The 18,776-nt window shown below is 58.6% G+C and carries 22 protein-coding genes and 3 tRNA genes; 13 read left to right on the top strand and 12 right to left on the bottom strand.

Going from position 1 to position 18,776, the window contains the following annotated elements; translation table 11 throughout:
• Positions 1–4: 4 nt before the first annotated feature.
• Complete coding sequence (gene nudC, locus LQ215_RS21415; protein ID WP_230152479.1) at positions 5–835, top strand: NAD(+) diphosphatase; 831 nt, start codon at positions 5–7, stop codon at positions 833–835.
• Here the strand turns inward: nudC and LQ215_RS21410 are convergent.
• The 3 genes from LQ215_RS21410 to LQ215_RS21400 form a co-directional block, all read right to left on the bottom strand.
• Positions 803–1,582 carry a TSUP family transporter gene (locus LQ215_RS21410; protein WP_230152478.1) on the bottom strand — a complete coding sequence of 260 codons (780 nt, stop codon included), beginning with the start codon at positions 1,580–1,582 and terminating at the stop codon, positions 803–805. The genes nudC and LQ215_RS21410 overlap by 33 nt on opposite strands.
• 258 nt (positions 1,583–1,840) lie before the next feature.
• Positions 1,841–3,013, bottom strand: coding sequence for a zinc-dependent alcohol dehydrogenase (locus LQ215_RS21405; RefSeq protein WP_230152477.1), 1,173 nt, complete (start codon positions 3,011–3,013; stop codon positions 1,841–1,843).
• Complete coding sequence (locus LQ215_RS21400) at positions 3,013–3,834, bottom strand: SRPBCC family protein (protein ID WP_230152476.1); 822 nt, start codon at positions 3,832–3,834, stop codon at positions 3,013–3,015. Before LQ215_RS21400 ends, LQ215_RS21405 begins: the two co-directional genes overlap by 1 nt.
• A gap of 363 nt (positions 3,835–4,197) precedes the next feature.
• Here LQ215_RS21400 and LQ215_RS21395 point away from each other — a divergent pair.
• From LQ215_RS21395 to LQ215_RS21385, 3 genes are all read left to right on the top strand, one after another.
• Positions 4,198–4,271: transfer RNA gene (locus tag LQ215_RS21395), tRNA-Cys, on the top strand.
• 194 nt (positions 4,272–4,465) lie between these two features.
• Positions 4,466–4,552: transfer RNA gene (locus LQ215_RS21390), tRNA-Leu, on the top strand.
• A 230-nt stretch (positions 4,553–4,782) separates the two neighbouring features.
• Positions 4,783–5,250, top strand: coding sequence for a hypothetical protein (locus tag LQ215_RS21385; protein ID WP_436839592.1), 468 nt, complete (start codon positions 4,783–4,785; stop codon positions 5,248–5,250).
• 131 nt (positions 5,251–5,381) lie between these two features.
• Here LQ215_RS21385 and LQ215_RS21380 read toward each other — a convergent pair whose 3' ends face one another.
• Positions 5,382–5,744 carry an NUDIX hydrolase gene (locus LQ215_RS21380; protein ID WP_230152475.1) on the bottom strand — a complete coding sequence of 121 codons (363 nt, stop codon included), beginning with the start codon at positions 5,742–5,744 and terminating at the stop codon, positions 5,382–5,384.
• Between the two features lie 283 nt (positions 5,745–6,027).
• Between LQ215_RS21380 and LQ215_RS21375 the strand changes: the two genes are divergently transcribed.
• Together LQ215_RS21375 and LQ215_RS21370 are read left to right on the top strand one after the other, a co-directional pair.
• Positions 6,028–6,213, top strand: coding sequence for a hypothetical protein (locus LQ215_RS21375; RefSeq protein ID WP_230152474.1), 186 nt, complete (start codon positions 6,028–6,030; stop codon positions 6,211–6,213).
• A gap of 88 nt (positions 6,214–6,301) precedes the next feature.
• Positions 6,302–6,529 (top strand): PLD nuclease N-terminal domain-containing protein, encoded by a 228-nt coding sequence (locus LQ215_RS21370; protein WP_014338117.1) that lies wholly within the window; start codon positions 6,302–6,304, stop codon positions 6,527–6,529.
• A gap of 25 nt (positions 6,530–6,554) precedes the next feature.
• Here LQ215_RS21370 and LQ215_RS21365 read toward each other — a convergent pair whose 3' ends face one another.
• The 3 genes from LQ215_RS21365 to LQ215_RS21355 all read right to left on the bottom strand — a co-directional run bounded on the left by LQ215_RS21365 (position 6,555) and on the right by LQ215_RS21355 (position 7,739).
• On the bottom strand, positions 6,555–6,980 hold the full coding sequence (locus LQ215_RS21365) for a hypothetical protein (protein WP_230152473.1): 426 nt from the start codon (positions 6,978–6,980) through the stop codon (positions 6,555–6,557).
• Between the two features lie 121 nt (positions 6,981–7,101).
• Positions 7,102–7,332 carry a hypothetical protein gene (locus LQ215_RS21360; RefSeq protein WP_230152472.1) on the bottom strand — a complete coding sequence of 77 codons (231 nt, stop codon included), beginning with the start codon at positions 7,330–7,332 and terminating at the stop codon, positions 7,102–7,104.
• A gap of 152 nt (positions 7,333–7,484) precedes the next feature.
• Complete coding sequence (locus tag LQ215_RS21355; RefSeq protein ID WP_212800349.1) at positions 7,485–7,739, bottom strand: DUF6555 family protein; 255 nt, start codon at positions 7,737–7,739, stop codon at positions 7,485–7,487.
• Between the two features lie 229 nt (positions 7,740–7,968).
• On the opposite strand from LQ215_RS21355, the gene LQ215_RS21350 reads away from it, so the two are divergent.
• From LQ215_RS21350 to LQ215_RS21345, 3 genes are read left to right on the top strand one after another with little or no spacing between them, the layout of a single operon-like run.
• Positions 7,969–8,868 (top strand): polysaccharide deacetylase family protein, encoded by a 900-nt coding sequence (locus LQ215_RS21350; protein WP_230152471.1) that lies wholly within the window; start codon positions 7,969–7,971, stop codon positions 8,866–8,868.
• On the top strand, positions 8,801–8,947 hold the full coding sequence (locus LQ215_RS29615; RefSeq protein ID WP_356642167.1) for a hypothetical protein: 147 nt from the start codon (positions 8,801–8,803) through the stop codon (positions 8,945–8,947). Before LQ215_RS21350 ends, LQ215_RS29615 begins: the two co-directional genes overlap by 68 nt.
• 15 nt (positions 8,948–8,962) lie before the next feature.
• The gene (locus tag LQ215_RS21345) at positions 8,963–9,154 is read left to right on the top strand and encodes a DUF2188 domain-containing protein (RefSeq protein WP_230152470.1); all 192 of its coding nucleotides are present in this window, start codon (positions 8,963–8,965) and stop codon (positions 9,152–9,154) included.
• A gap of 152 nt (positions 9,155–9,306) precedes the next feature.
• On the opposite strand, the gene LQ215_RS21340 is transcribed toward LQ215_RS21345, so the two are convergent.
• The 3 genes from LQ215_RS21340 to LQ215_RS21330 form a co-directional block, all read right to left on the bottom strand.
• On the bottom strand, positions 9,307–11,103 hold the full coding sequence (locus tag LQ215_RS21340; RefSeq protein WP_230152469.1) for a DAHL domain-containing protein: 1,797 nt from the start codon (positions 11,101–11,103) through the stop codon (positions 9,307–9,309).
• 268 nt (positions 11,104–11,371) lie between these two features.
• Entirely contained in the window at positions 11,372–12,226 is an 855-nt protein-coding gene (locus LQ215_RS21335) for an SPFH domain-containing protein (RefSeq protein WP_230152468.1), read from the bottom strand.
• A gap of 125 nt (positions 12,227–12,351) precedes the next feature.
• Positions 12,352–12,439, bottom strand: a tRNA-Ser gene (locus LQ215_RS21330).
• A gap of 124 nt (positions 12,440–12,563) precedes the next feature.
• Between LQ215_RS21330 and LQ215_RS21325 the strand changes: the two genes are divergently transcribed.
• A complete protein-coding gene (locus LQ215_RS21325) occupies positions 12,564–13,235 on the top strand; it encodes a Bax inhibitor-1/YccA family protein (RefSeq protein ID WP_003201763.1) in 672 nt (223 codons plus the stop codon).
• 221 nt (positions 13,236–13,456) lie between these two features.
• A complete protein-coding gene (locus LQ215_RS21320; protein ID WP_230152495.1) occupies positions 13,457–13,618 on the top strand; it encodes a nucleoid-structuring protein H-NS in 162 nt (53 codons plus the stop codon).
• A 715-nt stretch (positions 13,619–14,333) separates the two neighbouring features.
• On the opposite strand, the gene LQ215_RS21315 is transcribed toward LQ215_RS21320, so the two are convergent.
• Both LQ215_RS21315 and LQ215_RS21310 read right to left on the bottom strand, forming a co-directional pair.
• Positions 14,334–14,612: a DUF1652 domain-containing protein gene (locus tag LQ215_RS21315; protein WP_003201764.1), complete on the bottom strand. Its 279-nt coding sequence runs from the start codon at positions 14,610–14,612 to the stop codon at positions 14,334–14,336.
• 194 nt (positions 14,613–14,806) lie between these two features.
• Positions 14,807–16,270 (bottom strand): MFS transporter, encoded by a 1,464-nt coding sequence (locus LQ215_RS21310; protein WP_230152467.1) that lies wholly within the window; start codon positions 16,268–16,270, stop codon positions 14,807–14,809.
• 133 nt (positions 16,271–16,403) lie between these two features.
• On the opposite strand from LQ215_RS21310, the gene LQ215_RS21305 reads away from it, so the two are divergent.
• Both LQ215_RS21305 and LQ215_RS21300 read left to right on the top strand, forming a co-directional pair.
• Complete coding sequence (locus LQ215_RS21305) at positions 16,404–17,309, top strand: LysR family transcriptional regulator (protein WP_230152466.1); 906 nt, start codon at positions 16,404–16,406, stop codon at positions 17,307–17,309.
• A 332-nt stretch (positions 17,310–17,641) separates the two neighbouring features.
• A partial coding sequence (locus LQ215_RS21300) for a serralysin family metalloprotease (protein WP_230152465.1) occupies positions 17,642–18,776 on the top strand: 1,135 nt, incomplete at its 3' end.

Below are 18,776 nucleotides of genomic sequence, written 5' to 3'. Positions count from 1 at the left end.
GACCATGATTTCACGCTGGACCACCGCAGTACTCGATACCGCTCTTGCTGGCGGCTGGGCCGTCGCCCGCAGCCCTGAGGGCTTTCTGTTCGATGACAACGGCGCGCTGTTTCCCCGCGAATGGCTCAAGCGCCAAGACCTGTCGATCCTCGCCGAGCATGGCATCGGTCACCTGGATGGCGAGCCCGTCTACCTGCTGGAGTTGCACAGCCCGCTGGACATCCCAGGCTGTAACTGGAAAGGCCTGCGGGCATTCATGCTCGAGGATGACCACACGCTGTACAAAGTGTTGGGCTATGCCGCGCAGATCGGCACCTGGGCCCGGGAGCATCGTTTCTGTGGCAGTTGCGGCACGCGCATGGGCCAGATTCCGTTGGAACGGGCCATGTATTGCGAGGCCTGTGAACTGCGGCACTATCCGCGGATTTCACCGAGCATGATTGTGCTGATCACCCGCGGCGATGAAGTCCTGCTGGCCCGTTCGCCGCGTTTTGTCCCTGGCGTCTACAGCACCCTGGCGGGGTTTGCCGAGCCTGGCGAGTCGGCCGAGGATTGCCTGGTGCGCGAGGTGCGCGAAGAAGTCAGCATCGAGGTGAAGAACATCCAGTACATGGGCAGCCAGTGCTGGCCGTTCCCCCATTCGATGATGCTGGGTTTCCATGCTGAATACGCCAGTGGCGACATCGTGCCCCAGGAAGATGAAATCGAGGACGCCCAGTGGTTCAACGTCCATGACCTGCCACCGCTGCCGGCCTCGCGCTCCATTGCCCGCTACCTGATCGACCTGTATGTGGCGCGGCGCTTAGGCCATGCTGAACCAGTGCTGCCAGGCTAGGCGCACGGTCAAGCCCAGCACCACGGTGATGAACACCGGGCGAATGAACTTCGCGCCGCCGCTGATGGCGGTGCGAGCGCCGAAGAACGCGCCGATCATCACCGACAGGCCCATGCTCAGGCCGATGATCCAGTCCACTTGCCCGGAAAAGATGAACACCGACAGCGCCGCGATGTTGCTGACGAAGTTCATGCTGCGCGCCACGCCACTGGCCTTGACCAGATCGATGGGGTAGAGCAGCAGGCTGCTGACCGTCCAGAACGCACCGGTACCCGGCCCGGCCACGCCGTCATAGAAACCCAGGCTGAAGCCTTGGGGCGCCTGCCATGTCTTCTTGATCGGTGCGTTGCTGTCCAGCGGTGCCTTGGGCGTACCGCCGAACAACAGGTACAGGCCGCAGGCGAAGACGATCACCGGCAGCATCTTGTTCAGCCACTCGGCGGGCAAGTAATGGGCGACGATGGCGCCGGTCAGGGCCCCGACCAAGGTGCCAACGAGGGCATGAGTCCACTGCCTTGGGTGGAACAGCTTGCGCTTGTAGAAAGTGAAGCTGGCCGTCGCCGAGCCGAAGGTCGAACTGAGTTTGTTGGTGCCCAGGACCAGGTGAGGTGGCAAGCCTGCCGTCAGCAGCGCCGGGGTGGTCAGCAAGCCACCGCCACCGGCAATGGCATCGATGAAACCGGCAATGAAGGCGACAACAGCAAGGATAGCGAGGGTAGTGGGGTCAACGCTGAGTTCAAAAGGCATGGAATGGGCTTATTTGGCAGGTCGCAGAAAGGTGCGGGAAAGGCCGGCATGTTACCCATAATGGTGCGGCGCTGCGACAGCCTTAAGGCTTGTGGTCTTTCCGTGGCGACGGAGCTTGCCCCGCGGGGTTGCGCCGTAGGAGCTGTCGAGTGCAGCGAGGCTGCGATCTTCCCCTGACACTTAAGTCCCAAGCGAAAGATTAAAAGATCGCAGGCTTCGCCAGCTCCTACAGCCAGAGGGAGCAAGCAGGTTTGATCATCACTCCGGCCGAAACACCGCCCGCAGACAGTTCTGCGTCTTTTCCTTGAACATCGCATAGCCTTCCACCGACTGCTCCAGCCCCATCGGATGGGTCAGCAGATAAGACGGGTCCAGTTCACCTTTCTGGATGTGCTCGAACAATCGTCCCACGTAACGTTGTCCTGGCTGTTGGCCGGAGCGCAAGGTCAGGGATTTGTTGACGATGGCGCCCATGGGAAATTTGTCCAACAGACCGCCGTACACACCGACCACCGACACGGTGCCGCCCTTGCGACAGGCTCGGATCGACTGGCGCAGCACCGTTCCACGTTCGGTGTGCAGGCGCAGCATTTGCTTGGTCTTGTCGTAGAAATAATCGATCTCTGTGCCATGGGCTTCCATGCCCACGCAATCGATGCAGCGATCCGGGCCCCGGCCGCCAGTGAGCTCCAGCAAGGCGGCATGCACATCCGTGGTTTCATAGTTGAGGGCAATGGCGCCGGCCTTTTCTTCGGCCAGTTGCAAGCGATCAGGCAGGCGATCGATCGCAATGACCCGTTCGGCCCCCAGCAGGTAGGCGCTGGAAATCGCCATCAACCCGACTCCGCCGCACCCCCATACCGCGACGGTGTCGCCCCGCTGGATATTAGCGTTATCGGCAGCGAAGTAGCCGGTCGGCACCGCGTCGGAGACGAATACCGCTTGTTCGTCGCGGATGCCTTCGGGAATCTTGAACAGGTTGACGTCAGCAAACGGCACGCGGATATAGGTCGCATGACTACCGGCATAACCACCAAACGCATGGCTGTAGCCAATGATGCCGCACGCCGGCTGGCCATAGGCGAGGTCTGTCGCGCTGGGATTGGGATTGGAGTTGTCGCAGCAGGAAAAATCCGAGCGCTTGCAATGTTCGCACTCACCGCAACCCAGGATCGAGACGGTGACAACCCGGTCGCCTTGGCGCAATGAACTGACGGCTGAACCAATTTCCACGACTTCACCCATGAACTCATGGCCAATGATGTCGCCGGCTTGCATGGTCGGCACGTAGCCGCCCAGCAAATGCAGGTCCGACCCGCACACTGACGACATGCTCACTCGGACAATAACGTCGCGGGGATTGAGAATGGACGGGTCATCGACCGTTTCAACTTGTAGCTTGTTCGGGCCTTGCCAAGTCAATGCGCGCATCAGGCGTTACCTCCAGTGGACGGCTGCTGGGGCGGTGTTTGCGGGGCATCTGTGGCCGGGTGGACGAACAGGAAGTCCTTCGTGCCAGGGATGTGCATGCGATTGGTGCTCACCTCGCCGGTTTCCAGTTGTTGCTTGATGGTGCGCAGCAGATGTAGCAAGGCTTTGTCCGAGAACTTGGAAATGGCGGCGGCCAGGGCATATCCCGCGGCACCCAGGGGGGCCTGGCAGGCGACGATGACCTTGAGTTGGGTGCCTCGTCCGGCCGGTGCATCGCTGAAGTGCATCTGGATGTCATGCTTGAATCGTGCGTCCGGGACGGCGGTCCAATGCAGCTTGCGGCCGTCCTTGGGCTCACCCTGTTCGATGTCACACTGCAGAGGCTTGTCCATTGGGCCGTGGGCAACCCATCGGTAGGTGCGCTCACCGATCTGTTCGATTGCATCGACCCAGGGCACCAGTGCACCGAGGTTGCCCGGGTTACGGCAGAAGGCGAAGACCTCTTCCCTGGGCTTGCCTACCGTAATGCTGCGAGAGATCACCTTGCTGCCGCTCCAATCCCGATCCTGTTCAAAAGCTTGTTCGAACGGACTATGGGTCAGCGCGCGCTTGATCCTGCACGTGCCTGAATAACCCCGCCAGGCGGCACAGGCGCCCAAGAGCACCTGCGGCCAACCCCGGGGCCCGCCCTGGCGCAGCCCATTGACGATCAACAGCGTGCCGGCCAGCAACGACACCGCACGCTCCGGTGCGCCGAGATTGGGATGCGACGAGGTCGGCACCGCCGGCCGGCTCGCAACCAGCTTGGGTCGTTCAGACATGATGGTTTCCTCATTTCCAGGGGCGATATAAGGAATGAACCGAACAGAGGTGCGGTTGTTCCGTCAACGTTCGGGCTTTCCGATGAGGCGAATCAAGGGGGCCGCGACTCAACGCTTGCCGCAGGTCAGTGGGACATTCGCCGACAGGTTGGCCAGGGATGGGTAAAGCTGACCGTTCGCCGATTTTTTTTTGAAATCAAGGGGTTGTCAGCCTAGGTAAATGAGTACATAATTGCGCCCATCGAACGCACTGGGACGTAAAAAATCTCAATGTTTTCAAGGAGATAGCGACACCTAGATGTCCTGTATCCTGTTCAGGTTTGTACCGCGGTTGATGTGGCAGCATCGCATCAAACGTTCTGAGGCCGAATAGCAAAATGGTTATGCAGTGGATTGCAAATCCACCTACGCCGGTTCGATTCCGACTTCGGCCTCCACTTTTAAAAAGCTCTGTAGATCTATGATTTACGGAGCTTTTTTATTTGCGAAGCATTGAAAGCTTTTGTATTGAAAAGGACATGAGCTACCTTGCTTCGCAGGGGAGGGATGTATATATTCCCCCTCTTGCTGCACCAGCCAGAACATCGGCCATTGGATTTTTGCCGACGTTCCCATGGCTAACCGCGCTACCGCCCGAATGGCGAAACTGGTAGACGCATGGGACTTAAAATCCCCCGCTCGTAAGGGCGTGCCGGTTCGATTCCGGCTTCGGGCACCATCTAAAATCAAGGGTTTGCGAGCGAAAGCTCATGCAAACCCTTGTTCGTTTCGGCTTCTGAAAATTGTCCAAGAACGGAGTACAACCGCCGGGCATTTTCGCGCACAAGCCTCTAAACTCGGCGTTGCGATTAGCAAGGTGAATGGCTAGGCGGTTTTCTGCCGTCCAAGCCTGCCTGGTGCGCTAATCCTTTGACCATGGAGAGGTATGAAGTGAAAACGATCGCAACGATGAGCCTGTTGGCCTTGATGAGCAGCAGCGCTGTAAACGCTGGGGAAACAACGTCCGTTGATGGGAAAACCCTGGCCGTGAACTTTGGCGAGCCGACCGTCAAACAAGTTCTGCACTATCGGAAAATGTACGATAAGAAGCCTTTTCCCGATGCGGAAATTTATTACTACAGCAACGGTTTGTACAAAATCATCTCTCAGGGAGAAAATCATTACGGCGTCTACGTCTTGCAGGGGCAGCACACCGACGAGACATACACCGTGAAGTTCATCTCCCTGCCTTCCTCGGACTGGGGTAATAAAACGGCCTTCCACCAGCTCACCTTCATCCGAGGCGATGCTGAGAATGTGTTTATCCAGAATGCAATCGTCGATACCGGCGAGGCGATAGCCCAGCAGAACGGGACCTATACGCAGGAAAAAAATACCGTGGACAATCCGATCAGTACCGCCTGGCAGAAAAAGTGAGCTCGTAGCCCCCCAAACAGGCTTGATGGCAGATTTTTTGGAAAAGTTTGAATTGTCTTAGTTTTATAAAACAATAGGTTGCATGACATTGCTCATGCAACCTATTGAGTTCGCACTTCGCTGGCGGCTCCTCACAACCGTCGCCGAAACGCCTCGAGAATGTCCCGCGCGCCCTTTTTCATCGGCAGTTGGGCAATGGCGTCCAGCGGGTGCCAGAGGCAGTCGCTGATTTCATTCTGTGGTTTGGCCGCCATCGCATCGCTGACCGATGCTTCGAACACATGATGTTCGGTTTGCCCGTCATTGAGTCGCATCAAATAAAGCAGGTTCTCGACGTCCAGGCCGGTTTCTTCTGCCAATTCCCGGATGGCTGCCCCGGCGTGGGTTTCGCCTCGCTCGACGGTACCACCCGGTAACGCCCAGCGGCTATTGGCTTTGCGAACCAGAAGGATGTGGCGATTTTCCTCGCAGATGACGGTCGCTCGAATTTTCATGGCCGTGCTCGATCAGTGACTGTCATTAAAGTGAAATATAACTGCAATATTTGAGCCTGGCATTGTCTGTTTTGTTCAATGTCGAGTTTTTAACGGTCCTATCCACTACGACCGCGACGGAGCGGGAAAGTCTGAGCTTATTTGGGCCTGTCGTCGCTCCGCTTCATATCTGCGACCGCTAGCACTAGGTTTTCGACCGGTTATCGCCTCAAATGAATCAGCTTCAAAAAAATGAATCCATGTTGGGTGCATTGGCCGGCCCCGATGGGGAAGGAAGCGAGAAATGACCACCGTTGAAGACTTCAAGATCAAATCCCATGAGCTCCTGGTGGAGCTGGATACAGCCACGTCGGAAATGATGGATCTCATATGTGTTCATCAAATGAGTGGATCGACCTGGGATGAGGCGGTCCAGCGTCAACATGAAGCCTATGAGCAGTGGGTCGCTTACCTGAACGAGCGGGGATAGCTGCCAATGCGCGTCCCGTGGGTACAAATTCTTTGAACGGTGCCTCAACGGCTCTGCCTAATCCTTGAACCGATAAGAGGATTAGGCCATGTCTGAATTAGCCAGTTATTTTTGGATCGCTGTTGCGGTGCTTTTGCTGCTCGTCGATTTGTGGGCGATCGTCAGTGTCTTTCGAAGCGACAAGTCGGCTGGCACCAAGGCGGGCTGGGCCCTGTTGCTGATCATTTTGCCGGTGCTGGGCCTGGTCATCTGGGGCGTAGCCGGGCCTCGCGGGGTCAAGGAGGGGCCGTCATCGCCAGAGCATAGCAAGGGCTAGCCAAGAAGCGACTGTGCGAGCCGCCTCACTGGTTTATCCAATTGCCACCGGTGGTTTCGCAGTCTTGCTGAGCCTGCTGCAACTGCTCGATACCGTAGTAGTACCAGGTCACTTTTGCATTGTCGGGAAGGTTGGCCGACCCACCGCGCTTGTCCTTGCTGGTTGAGTGTGGGTTGGCCAGCGCTTCCTGGGTCAGCCTCGCCTGGCATGTCGCCACGTAGCCCTGGGCACAGCGCTCGACTTTACGCTTCTGAGTCGTGAGCGTTCCCTTGTTTTCATTGCTGCAAGACCAATCGAGGGCTTCGGCGGGCATGCCGTTGTATTCGTAGCAGCTGTGGCTTTCGATCACTGGAACGGCCTGGCTTTGGGATCGAGTGGTGACGTCGCAGCCTTGGGCCAAGGCGGCGGCGGGGCTTGCACATACGATCAACAGCAGGATTCTGGCGTTCATGAGTTTCTCCCTTTGCGGTTTCTGCACCGGTGCCTATCAATTTCGAGGCGCAAAAGAAGCCCGCGTTCCATCAGTTTTGCAACCGGTAGAATTCAGGGAGAAACAGGCCTGGCGCAGCGCGTCAGCGGAACTTGGGCAGAGGGGGATCAGTAGGCTTGAGCGACGTTAGCGCGCTTTGGATCGAAGGCGCGTCTTTGTCGATATCGTTGAGCCGGTCCCGGATGCGCACTGCGGTGGGATGCCCGCCTTGATGGTCGACCCAGTCGGCGATTTCCTTGCAGGCTGCCGTGAGCCTGGCCTGACGCGACTCCAATAGGGTGAGCAGGGTGGTGATGGACTCTTTTTCGGACATGTCACACCTCCATTCAGGGTTGATGAGGCAGCACAAAACCCGCCAGGGGGCGGGCTGTGCCGTGGTTTAAGCGTAGTTGAGTTATTTCAGGTCTGTCGAAGAATCCGGCGTCCGGCTAGACAGCCGGTGCGCCGGAAACAATGCGAGGGGTGTCAGCTGGACTCCTTGACCCAGGACGGCGTGACGCTCGCCCGCCAGCGCACGTCGGTAATACCGTATTTTTCAGCAAGGGGCTTGGAGACCCGCTTGACCTTTTCTCTCCCGAATTTCGGTATGCGCCCGACCCCCGCGTCGCAACTGGCCCAATGCCAAGCCTCGGAGTTATTCATCACTTCTGCGCGAATAATGAACGACTTGGGTTCGCCATGGAGCATGTAGTCGATGATGTAAAGCGATGGCCCGCCCATAAATCCTCCCTAATTAGTCCTATACGGATGGATACAAAGGCATGCGGAAAATTCCATCGAATTTCCAGACGGTCACATTAATACCGCCCAGGCTCGGGCGCGGAGCAACAGCAAACAGCCGGAACTCACGGCAAGGAACCAAACCCGGTTACCCTTCTCCAAGGTGAGCTTCAACACCATGGGCCAGGGATCAAAGGCCACGCAGCGCGGCATCAACAAAAGGCAAAACATGAAAAACATCGCCAGGGTGCTGTTCATTGCAGCCCTCGCCATCGGTTTGTCGGGCTGTATTGGCGCCCCCCTCGAACTGACGCCGCAAACCGAGCAACGCTTGCGCGAACAACCCCCGATCCGTTTCCTGCTGACATTCGATGATGGGCCTAGCGCCTCGTCTATCTGGAACCCTAGCCTGGAGGTGCTCGACGCACTCGCCGACAATCCGGTACAGCCCGGCATCAAGGCGGTGTTTTTCCTGCAGACCCGCGCACCACGAGCCGGTGGCAGTGACATTGGCCGCTCCATAATGCGCCGTGAACAGCAGGAAGGCCATGTGCTGGCCTTTCATACGGCGACCCGCTGGCACACCAATCACCGGTTCCTGAATCCGGATGAACTGGAGCAATCGCTGACCCGTGGCGGGCGGGATATCGCCTCCGTTACAGGTGCGGCGCCGACCTTGCTGAGACCGCCATTCTGGAGCTTCGACAAGCGCACCGCGGCCGCCTACCGACAGCACGGCCTGCACATTCTGTTGACCGACTTGAGCGCCAATGACGGCAAGGTCTGGGGCATCACGATGAGCCCGCGGCGGCGGATCAACCTGACCCGGCAACTATCCGAAGTGCGCGAGCGCATCGCCGCCGGGCAACTGCCCGTGGTGGAGGGGGTTATTCCGGTGGTGGTGACGTTTCACGATATCAATCGTTATACCGCCCGGCATGCCCGTGAATACCTGCAGATCCTGCTCGACAGTGCCAAGGCGACTGGCGTGAGGACCGACGCCAAGCCGTTCTATGATGACCACCAGGCGCTGGAGCGAGCGGCCTTGGCGCGGACGGTCGATCACAGTACCGAGCCCGTGCATTTGCCGGGGTTGTGGGACTGGTTGTGGGATTCGGATTCCCACTGAGAATGCGGCGGGTGTCGCGACGTTCGGTTGGCCGCCCGGCGCAATCAGCGTGTATGGTAGGCCGTGCACCCTTGGTTAAAGTCGGAGGTGACCAATGAGTACTGCGATGCTGACGAAAATGCACATCAACGGTTATGACGTGCTTAGCGTAAACAGCGGCCCATGGAGGGTCTGTACCCAGGCTGACCGGTTGGGTTCCTTTGCTTCCCGTGAGGAAGCGCTGGCCTATGCCGCCGCGTTGCCGACCCGAAGAGCCCGTAGCGGTCGCTCGGTAAACACGAAATAGGTGGGGCCGGTACATCCAAACTCTCGGTGACAGGTAGACCGCTATCGCGAGCAAGCTCGCTCCCACAATTTTTCCGGGTATTCACCCAAAAACCTCTGTGGGAGCGAGCTTGCTCGCGATGGCGGCGGGTCAGCCTGCGGCCGTCACGGTGATCAGGCGCGTGCCAACTCCAGCGGGACTTCCAGGGTAAACAGGGCGCCTTGCCCCGGTCCGTCGCTATGGACGTAAAGGCGGCCATTCATTTCAACCGCCGCCAGAGCGCAGCTGTGCAAGCCAAACCCATGGCCGTCCTTGCGGGTCGTGAAACCGTGATTGAAGATGCGGGCCAGGTTCTCCGGGGAAATGCCTTCGCCTCGGTCCTTGACGCTCAGGCTCAGCGTCGTTTCGTCGAGGATGCGGATTCCCAGGGTTATCTCCCGTGGGTGCTCACTGATGTGCGACATCGCGAACTTGGCGTTGCTGATCAGGTTGATCAGGATCAGCAGCAACCTGTGCTTGTCCCCCATGATCACAGGAACGTCCTGATATTCCTTGATGACGGTGACGTGATGCCGGCTGAGTGCGCCCGAATTCATGCGTAGCGCATCTTCGAACAGATCGCCGACATTGAGCGGTTCGATCAGCCTGGCGGCCCCTGCATAGGTTTGTTGGGTGGTGACGATTTCCTTGATGTGATCGATGCTCTTGGTCAACTGCGCCAACTCATCGATAAGCACTGCCTGTTCAGCGGCGATGGAGTCGACCAGTTCGTTGAAGTAACGCGGCAGCAACCGGCCTTTTTCATCAAGAGTGATGAACTGGCCAAGATCTTCGGCATGGTCATTCATCATTTTGACCGCCTTGGTGAGCCCGATCGTCTTGCTGTTCTTCAACTTGCGGGTCACGAGCTCGGCGGAAATGTTCACGCTGTTGAGCACATTCCCAACGTTGTGCAACACATTCGTGGCTATTTCGGCCATGCCCGCCATTCGGGCTGCATCCACCAGTTCGCGTTCAGCCTCCATCAGCTCTCGGGTGCGTTCTTGCACGCGTTCCTCGAGCCGTTCATTGGACGTTTGCAGTTGCTGGTTGATCTGATTGATGACGGCGTAACTGCGAACAAGCCGCACCGCCAGGTAAATCATCAACAGCGCCATGAGGCTGGCGCACGCGCCGAGGTAGATATGGTATTGACGGTCCGCAGCGGCTGTCCTGCGCTGTGTCTCGTTCAACAGCTCGTTGATGCTGTCCAGTTCCTGGGCCACCGGAATCACGCTGATGCGGTCCAGCAGATCATTGACGATCGGTTGCTCCTGGATAACGGATTTGACGTGCTGGGTCAGGGCAATGAAGAGGGGCTGGCTGGTCGCGGGCAACTGGTCGACGTATTTTTCCAGATCGCTCAATTGGCGCTGCACTTCCTCGGCTTTGTCTGAGGTGACGTAAAGTGCGTACTCCAGCGTCGTCAGTGTCAATTCACGAACATTGGAAGCTGTTGCCAGACGTTCCGCGGAGCTTTCATCGCCCATCCCTTCGAGCAACGTCTGAATACCGTCCTCGACCATCGGCAATGCGTCCAGGGCGGTGCGTAGATTGGCGTTGTGTTGTTGGAATTGATCGACGAGTGCTGTTTTGTTCTTGACCGCATCCACATAACCGTTGCGTCTGGATGCCCAAAGAACCGCCAGGGGGCCAGCGTTGTTGAGCTGCTCCAACTGCTCCCATCGACTGTCGGCCTCAAGCGGCGGTGCCAATGACAGGTTGTTGTTCACGCCGATCTTTTTCCTGAGGATCTTGACGTTCCAGTTAGCGTCGGCCTGCTTGAGCTGGCGAATGAAGTCGCGGGATTCGAAGTAGGTCGACGAGTCGTACGTGTATGACTTGATCAAAAAGAATATCAGTGCAGAAAACACAACAAGCGCAACGGCCAACAGGGCGGGCCATTTATATTTTTTGATAATAGTGGTCACGCTATTCTCCTGTTCAGGGCGCTTATCGAAGGAGTCGGTGAATTCCCGAGGGGGTAGAGATGCTCGAGGGAGGAGCCGGAAGGGGGGAAAGGTAAACGTCGTGCGGGTTGGTGTGCCGGTTTGCTGTGGCCTGGGTACACGTTGAGCTCCCTGCTAACGATGAACGTCGGGTTCATGGTTGAGTGTAGCGCTAACGAGAGGGGCGATGCTTGCTGCGCGAGTGCGCCGCCGTGGAGCAGGCGCGGCCGGGCAGGCCGCGCCCGTGGCGTTACTTGATGTCGATGAAGGGCAGGGCGCCGTTTGGCAACACGGTGGTTGGCAAGACGCCATTCCAGCGCTCGGCCTTGGTCAGTTCCACCAGGTTCTGGTTGCTGGCCAGGGCCTGGGCCCGTGCCTTGATGGCTTCGGCTTCGGCTCTGCCGCGCAACTCGGTCGCCAGTGCGTCCGCCTTGGCCTGCGCCACTTGCGAATCGGCCTCCGCCTGGGCCTGGGTCACGCGAATCTGTGCTTGCACCTGTTCGGTGGCGAGCTGCTGCTCGCGGGTCTTGACCTGGACTTCGGCAGCCATGCGCGCTTCGATGGCCTTTTCATAGGCATCACTGAAGTCGATGTTCTCGACCTGGACGCTGTCGATGATCACGGGGCCGGTAATGGTAGCCTTGATGGCCGTGGAAATATCGTTGACCAGTTGGACGCGGTTCTGCACGGCAGCCACGGCGTTGAACTTGCCGAATACGTTTTCCACTTGGGTTGGCACTTGGCGGCTGATCATCCGGTCGCGGATCCCTTCCAGGTCCTTGAACTGGGTATAGACCTTCGCAACATCGGAAGGCGCGATGTGCCAGGACACGGACACCTTGAGCTGGGCCGACTGTTGGTCCTTGCTGTAGGCCTGGAGGTCTTCATAAGCCGTCACTTGACTCTGGACGCTGATCAGGCGTACCGACTCGATAAATGGCGTCTTGAAGGACAGTCCCGGTTCAATCACCCCGACCAGCGCCCCGTTGCGCAGCAGCACGCCACGCTCGGTTTCGTCGACCGTGTACCAACTGCCAAAGAACACGCATAACAGGACGATGCCTACGATTGCAGCAACGATGGAGCCGATGGTTTTATGGGTCACTTTTCTTTCCTTGAGTGGCTGGGGAGGGTTTGCCATAGCTGTGTCCAATGTTGAAGCTGTAATCGGTATTTACGAATGCCAGACACGAAAAAGCCCTGAATAATCAGGGCTTTAACGTTAGAAGATGGCGGAGGCGATGGGATTCGAACTCATGGACCTGTTACAGTCGACGGTTTTCAAGACCGTTGCCTTAAACCACTCGGCCACACCTCCGTATTGCGTTGCGGGCGCCATAATACCCGAATGAAACACACTGTCAAACTCTCTACGTAGCTTGTTACAGAGCGTCTGTTATGATCCTTGCCACTGAATGTTTCAAAACCGGAGGAGTGTCGCCATGCGCGAACAGGATTACGCAGTGAACAACAGCGTGCAGGCTGAGCAGCTAGAGGTTAGCCGCGTCCTGCGCAACACTTATGGCTTGCTGGCACTCACACTCGCTTTCAGCGGTGTGATGGCTTACGTCGCACAACAGATGCGGGTGGGTTACCCGAACATCTTCGTCGTGCTGATCGGTTTCTACGGCCTTTTCTTCCTCACCAACAAACTCCGTGATTCGGCCTGGGGCCTGGTGTCGGCTTTTGCCCTGACCGGCTTCATGGGCTTTTTGCTCGGCCCGATCCTCAATCGCTACCTGCAAATGCAGGGCGGCGCCGAAGTGGTCAGCTCGGCCTTCGCAATGACCGCGCTGGTATTTGGTGGCCTGTCGGCCTATGTGCTGATTTCCCGCAAGGACATGAGCTTCCTGGGTGGCTTCATCACCGCAGGTTTCTTCGTGTTGCTGGGGGCGACGCTGGCCAGCTTCTTCTTCCAGATCAGCGGCCTGCAACTGGCGATCAGCGCCGGCTTCGTGCTGTTCTCGTCGGTCTGCATCCTGTACCAGACCAGCGCCATCATCCATGGCGGCGAGCGTAACTACATCATGGCTACCATCAGCCTGTATGTATCGATCTACAACCTGTTCGTCAGCCTGCTGCAGCTGTTCGGCCTGATGGGGCGCGACGACTGATTGCATTGGTGATGAGTGAGAAGTCCGCTTTGGCGTGATGCTGCTCACATACAAACAACGGCGTTTTTCAGAGATGAAAAGCGCCGTTTTTTTTGGTTTTTTAGGTGCATTTTTGGTGTATATCCGTTTTTGCGGTAATGGCTACTGGCGGTTCCGCTCTTACAGCGGCTCACTTTTGAAAAGCCCGGAAGCCGGCCCAGTCAAAAGTAAGCAAAACGCTTTTGCCCCACCACTTGGTGCCTCGCTTAGGCTCGGCATGCCCTCACTCCGGCATTGCTCCGTGGGCCCGCCGCGAAGGGCCATCCATGGCCCAGCGCGGCTACCTCGGCATCCATGCCGAGGTGCCCACTGCGCAATGCCTGCGTTCGGCCAGCGTGGTTTAACGGGGCTCTCAGATCAAGATCAAGATCAAGATCAAGATCCAAAGCAAAGCAAGAGCGGGATATGGGGCATGTCCGGCATCCATGTGGCTGAGTCACCGCTATCGCGAGCAGGCTCGCTCCCACATTGGATCTTCGGCAGACACAATATTCGTGTGCTCCCGGAGTTCCTTTGTGGGAGCGAGCTTGCTCGCGATGAGGCCAGCAAGCCCCAACTTCCATGTGTCTGAACCACCGCCATCGCGAGCAAGCTCGCTCCCACAGGGGAAAACGCGGTCCCACCAAGAACCAGGTCGGCTGTTAGGCCGCCTCGGCGTGGACGTTGATCTCGGCGCCCCGTTAACCACGATGGCCGAACGCAGGCATTGTGGAGTGGGCATCCCGGCATGGATGCCGGGATAGCCGCGCTGGGCCATGGATGGCCCTTCGCGGCGGGCCCACGGAGCAATGCCGGAGTGAGGGCATGCCGAGCCTAGGCGAGGCACCAAGTGGTGGGGCAAAGCGTTTTTGGTTACTTTTGGCTGGTCCGGCTCCCGGCTCTTCCAAAAGTGACCCGCTGTAAGAGCGGAACCGCCAGTAGCCATTACCGCAAAAACGGATATACACCCCAAAACAAGTAAACCCCGAGCCCTCTCAAAAAAAAACGGCACCTCCCCTTGGAAAAAGGGAGGTGCCGCTTTTGGAGCCAGGGCGAACGGTATTGCCACATGAAGTGGACTTAAGAGGCAAACCGCCGCAACCCCACTGGTGGCACAAAGGCTTCCAGCTCGGCCTCTACCGCCTCGATTATTCGTTCAACATCCGGGGCATTCATCACCGTTGCGCAGGGGATACCCGCAATGGCGATCATGGTCTCGCCGCTGGCACGGTCAAACAGCCGGGCAACCATACTGCCAGGCGCATCCATGCTCGCTTCGAATCCCATGGGATGGAAGTGCCAGCGCATCAACTGGCAGGCATTGGGGAACGTAACCTTGCTGAAAGATCCTTTATTCATGTGTTGCCCGCCTTCTTCAATCGAGCGCTTCCTTTTGCTCATGTCAGGAAGGAAGAGCCATCATGGCTCTACCAGTGAGAACTAAAAATAGCACCTGAAAATGAAGCTCATGTGGATTTTTTCAGTCCGTTTTGCGATTGGTTCACTTTTTTTGATTTGGATCACGACTTAAGCGGCAATGTCCCAGAATGCCATCACGCTTGGCTGGGGTTGTCCCGAGGCTTGGGCAATGGCTCTGGCACGCGGCTTTTCCAGGCAATGAGCAGGGCCAGGGTCATCATCGCCAGGGCGACGGCGAAGGTCGTGTGCAGACCGTTCGTCACGGCCGCGGGGCTGGCGCGGGTGATGTCATTCGTCGCCGCTGCGGCTGCAAACACGGCGCCGAGCACGGAGGCTCCGGTGAAAAAACCCAGGTTGCGTGACAGGTTGAGCAGCCCGGCGATGACGCCTCGCCTCTGGGCAGCTACATCGGCCATGACTGCCGTGTTGTTGGCTGTCTGGAAGAACGCGTAGCCCAGGGTCGTCACCACGATAGCCATGATGTAGCCGACGGTGCCAAGGGCGGGGGGAACCAGCGACAGCATCAGGCAGCCGAAAACCATGGTCGCCAGGCCGGCGAGTCGCATAGGTTGCACGCCGAAGCGATCCGCCAGGCGTCCGGCAGGCACTCCGGCCAGCGCCGCGACGCACGGCCCTGCGGCCAGCACCAGTCCGACGAAGGCCGCCGGCAATCCGAGGGTGATGGACAAGTAAAAAGGCCCGACCAGCAGCGTCGCCATCATGACCGTCGCGACCAGGGCGCTCGTCGCCAGGCCCGATACCAGTGATTTGTCGCCAAACACTGCCAAGGGAATCAGCGGCGATACGGCCCGGGACTGGGCCCGAATGAACAGCCCGCCGCCCACGAGCGCGATCAGCAGCAGCGCAACATTCAATCCGCCAAAGCTCCCGCGCCCGGAGGTCATGGCCAAGGCATAGGCGGCGAGCGTCATTGCCAACAGCAATGTACCGGTTACATCGAAGCGGGTTCCTTCGGGCTTCGGCGGCATTTCACGTACCGGGAGCGAGTACCACGCCAGCCCTAGCGTCAGCAGGCCAAGGGGGATGTTGACCAAAAACAAGGCCGGCCAACCGAACCCGCTGATCAACATGCCGCCCAAGGACGGTCCAAGGGCCGTGCCCACTGCCGACAACGTTGCCAGCAGCCCCATGGCGCTGCCGGTTTTTTCCTGATCGACCGTTTCGCCAACCAGCGCCAGGGTCAGCGCCATCATGATGGCGGCCCCCAGGCCCTGCAGCGCCCGACCTGCGATCAACAGCCAAAGCGAGGGCGCCAGGCCGCATACCGCCGATGCCAGGGTGAACAGGGCGATACCGACCAATAGCAGCTTGCGCCGGCCCATCAAATCTCCCAAGCGACCGACACTGACAATCAGCGTGGTGATTGCCAGCAGATAGGCCAGCACCACCCATTGGACCTGCTGGAAAGAGGCGCCGAGCGCTTGGGCCAGCGTCGGCAGGGCCACTGCAGCCACACTGGCGCCAAGGGAGGCCAGCAGTGTCGAGAGCGCAAGGCTGGCCAGGGCCCAGCGGGGCGACAAGCGCCGTTGTGCGGGTGCGGTTGTCGGCCGGTGTTGTTGCGTGTTGACGGGTTTCATCGTGTCACCTGTATCCGTGGCGCTCGAAAACGGAGCTGTCAGAACGTTACGCCTGGGCATAACATGGCGGAAGGCGCAGCATTTGCACGTTATAGCTGCAGCAAACGCCATCTGTTCAATTCGAGCCATCGCCATGTCCGCGCCAGACCTCAACCTGCTTGTCACCCTGGATGTGCTGCTCTGCGAAGGCAGCGTGGCCCGGGCCGCCCGGCGCTTGCAGCTCAGCCCGTCGGCCATGAGCCGGGCGCTGGCACGGTTGCGTGAAACCACCGGTGACCCATTGTTGGTTCGGGCCGGGCGAGGGCTGGTGCCGACACCCCGCGCGCTGGAGTTGCGCGAACAGGTCAGCCACCTGGTGCAGCAGGCCCAGGCGGCGCTGCGGCCAGTGACTACCCCGGATCTTGGGCGCTTGAGCCGCACGTTTACGCTGCGCACCCGTGAAGGGTTCGTGGAAAATTTTGCCATTGACCTGATCACTCGCATTCACGAACAAGCGCCGGGCGTGCGGCTGCGTTTCGTGGAAAAGACCGATCGCGACAGCACGGCGCTTCGCGAAGGCGTGGTGGACCTGGAGACCGCCGTCGTGGACAAGGACACCAGCCCCGAACTGCGAACCCAGGCGTTGTTCAGCGATCGCTTGATTGGCGTGGTGCGCGCGGGACACCCGCTGAGCCAGGCAGCGGTGAGCGCCGCCGGTTATGCCGCAGGCGGACATGTTGGTGTTTCGATGCGCGGCCTCGATCATGGCATCATCGACCAGGCACTGGCGGCGTTGAGTTTGTCCCGGGAAATCGTCACCACCGTGCCAGGCTTTTCCTCGGCGCTGGGCCTGGCCCGCGCCAGTGACCTGATCGCCAGCGTGCCTGAACGCTACACCGCGAGCCTGCGGGTTGGCCTGCACAGTTTTACGCTGCCGTTTCCCGTACCTGGGTTCACGATCGCCATGCTCTGGCATCCGCGGATGGACGCCGATCCAGTGCATCGTTGGCTTCGAGGTTGTCTGCGGGAAGTGTGTGCACGTAAAACCGTAGAGATTTAGTAGATATTCATTAATAGCATTTCGCTGGCACTTAGTTGGTGAAAGTGCGACGCCGTGCACAAATGGCTAGTTATCGATATTTAATATTTAAATAGAATTTTGTCCGACAATTCGCAACTCGGGCCATTGAGGATGGGCACTAACGAGGCAGAACCCTATTGTTTATGGGCGTTAAGGGCAGGGCGTGAAATTGAACGTAAAAAATTGCTAGACGTTTGATTTCCAATTGTGTCAGGTTTCTTACGTCCTCATTGGGCGAGTGATAGGACGATCTCGCCAGAGATTGTCTGTCTGACTAAAACTGTTCCATTTGCAAACAAGGAAGTGTGTTTATGTCGAAAGTCAAAAGCAGCGCTATTGATTCTGCCGAACAACTCCTCTGGGCGCCGCAATCATTGGCGGCTCCCAGTAATGCGTTCAACCAGATCAATAGTTTCAGTCACCAATACGACCGGGGCGGTAACCTGACCGTCAACGGCAAACCGTCGTACTCCGTCGACGAGGCGGCCAGCCAGTTGCTGCGCGACGGTGCGGCTTACCAGGACCGGGACGGCAGCGGCAAGATCGAGCTGACCTACACCTTCCTGACTTCCGCCTCTTCCAGCACCATGAACAAACATGGGATCAGCGGCTTCAGCCAGTTCAGTGCGCAGCAGAAAGGCCAGGCGGCCCTGGCGATGCAATCCTGGGCGGACGTGGCCAATGTCACCTTCACCGAAAAGGCCAGCGGCGGCGACGCTCACATGACTTTCGGTAACTACAGTGGCGGCCAGGACGGCGCGGCGGCATTCGCTTATCTGCCGGGGACGGGGGCCGGCTATGACGGGACCTCCTGGTACCTGATCAACAGCAGCTATACCCAGAACAAGAACCCGGACCTGAACAACTACGGCCGCCAGACCCTGACCCACGAAATCGGCCACACCCTCGGCCTGGCCCACCCGGGCGACTACAACGCGGGCGAAGGCAGCCCGACCTACGATGACGCCACGTATGGCCAGGACACCCGTGGCTACAGCGTCATGAGCTACTGGAGCGAAAGCAATACCGACCAGAACTTCAGCAAGGGCGGCGTCGAAGCCTACGCCTCCGGTCCGCTGATGGATGACATCGCGGCCATCCAGAAGCTCTACGGTGCCAACACCACGACCCGTACCGGCGATTCGACCTACGGTTTCAACTCCAACACCGGTCGCGATTTTCTCAGCGCATCTTCGTCGTCGGACAAAGTGGTGTTTTCGGTATGGGACGCGGGCGGCCGCGACACCCTGGATTTTTCCGGCTTCACCCAGAACCAGAAAATAAACCTCAATGACGCCTCGTTCTCCGATGTTGGCGGCATGGTAGGCAACGTGTCGATCGCCAAGGGTGCTGTCATCGAAAACGCCATCGGCGGTTCAGGCAGCGATCTGCTCATCGGCAACACGGTGACCAACGAGCTCAAGGGCGGCGCGGGCAACGATATCC

It is taken from the genome of Pseudomonas brassicacearum (assembly GCF_918698105.1).
Taxonomy (GTDB): Bacteria; Pseudomonadota; Gammaproteobacteria; order Pseudomonadales; family Pseudomonadaceae; genus Aquipseudomonas; species Aquipseudomonas brassicacearum_F.
Note: the sequence above shows the minus strand (reverse complement) of the source record. Positions and strands in the feature narration are given on the sequence as shown.

Excerpts from the sequence above, each read along its gene's own strand:
- nudC (WP_230152479.1), top strand. The coding sequence starts at position 5 with ATGATTTCACGCTGGACCACCGCAGTACTCGATACCGCTCTTGCTGGC.
- LQ215_RS21410 (WP_230152478.1), bottom strand. The coding sequence starts at position 1,582 with ATGCCTTTTGAACTCAGCGTTGACCCCACTACCCTCGCTATCCTTGCT.
- LQ215_RS21405 (WP_230152477.1), bottom strand. The coding sequence starts at position 3,013 with ATGCGCGCATTGACTTGGCAAGGCCCGAACAAGCTACAAGTTGAAACG.
- LQ215_RS21400 (WP_230152476.1), bottom strand. The coding sequence starts at position 3,834 with ATGTCTGAACGACCCAAGCTGGTTGCGAGCCGGCCGGCGGTGCCGACC.
- LQ215_RS21385 (WP_436839592.1), top strand. The coding sequence starts at position 4,783 with ATGAGCCTGTTGGCCTTGATGAGCAGCAGCGCTGTAAACGCTGGGGAA.
- LQ215_RS21380 (WP_230152475.1), bottom strand. The coding sequence starts at position 5,744 with ATGAAAATTCGAGCGACCGTCATCTGCGAGGAAAATCGCCACATCCTT.
- LQ215_RS21375 (WP_230152474.1), top strand. The coding sequence starts at position 6,028 with ATGACCACCGTTGAAGACTTCAAGATCAAATCCCATGAGCTCCTGGTG.
- LQ215_RS21370 (WP_014338117.1), top strand. The coding sequence starts at position 6,302 with ATGTCTGAATTAGCCAGTTATTTTTGGATCGCTGTTGCGGTGCTTTTG.
- LQ215_RS21365 (WP_230152473.1), bottom strand. The coding sequence starts at position 6,980 with ATGAACGCCAGAATCCTGCTGTTGATCGTATGTGCAAGCCCCGCCGCC.
- LQ215_RS21360 (WP_230152472.1), bottom strand. The coding sequence starts at position 7,332 with ATGTCCGAAAAAGAGTCCATCACCACCCTGCTCACCCTATTGGAGTCG.
- LQ215_RS21355 (WP_212800349.1), bottom strand. The coding sequence starts at position 7,739 with ATGGGCGGGCCATCGCTTTACATCATCGACTACATGCTCCATGGCGAA.
- LQ215_RS21350 (WP_230152471.1), top strand. The coding sequence starts at position 7,969 with ATGAAAAACATCGCCAGGGTGCTGTTCATTGCAGCCCTCGCCATCGGT.
- LQ215_RS21345 (WP_230152470.1), top strand. The coding sequence starts at position 8,963 with ATGAGTACTGCGATGCTGACGAAAATGCACATCAACGGTTATGACGTG.
- LQ215_RS21325 (WP_003201763.1), top strand. The coding sequence starts at position 12,564 with ATGCGCGAACAGGATTACGCAGTGAACAACAGCGTGCAGGCTGAGCAG.
- LQ215_RS21315 (WP_003201764.1), bottom strand. The coding sequence starts at position 14,612 with ATGAATAAAGGATCTTTCAGCAAGGTTACGTTCCCCAATGCCTGCCAG.
- LQ215_RS21310 (WP_230152467.1), bottom strand. The coding sequence starts at position 16,270 with ATGAAACCCGTCAACACGCAACAACACCGGCCGACAACCGCACCCGCA.
- LQ215_RS21305 (WP_230152466.1), top strand. The coding sequence starts at position 16,404 with ATGTCCGCGCCAGACCTCAACCTGCTTGTCACCCTGGATGTGCTGCTC.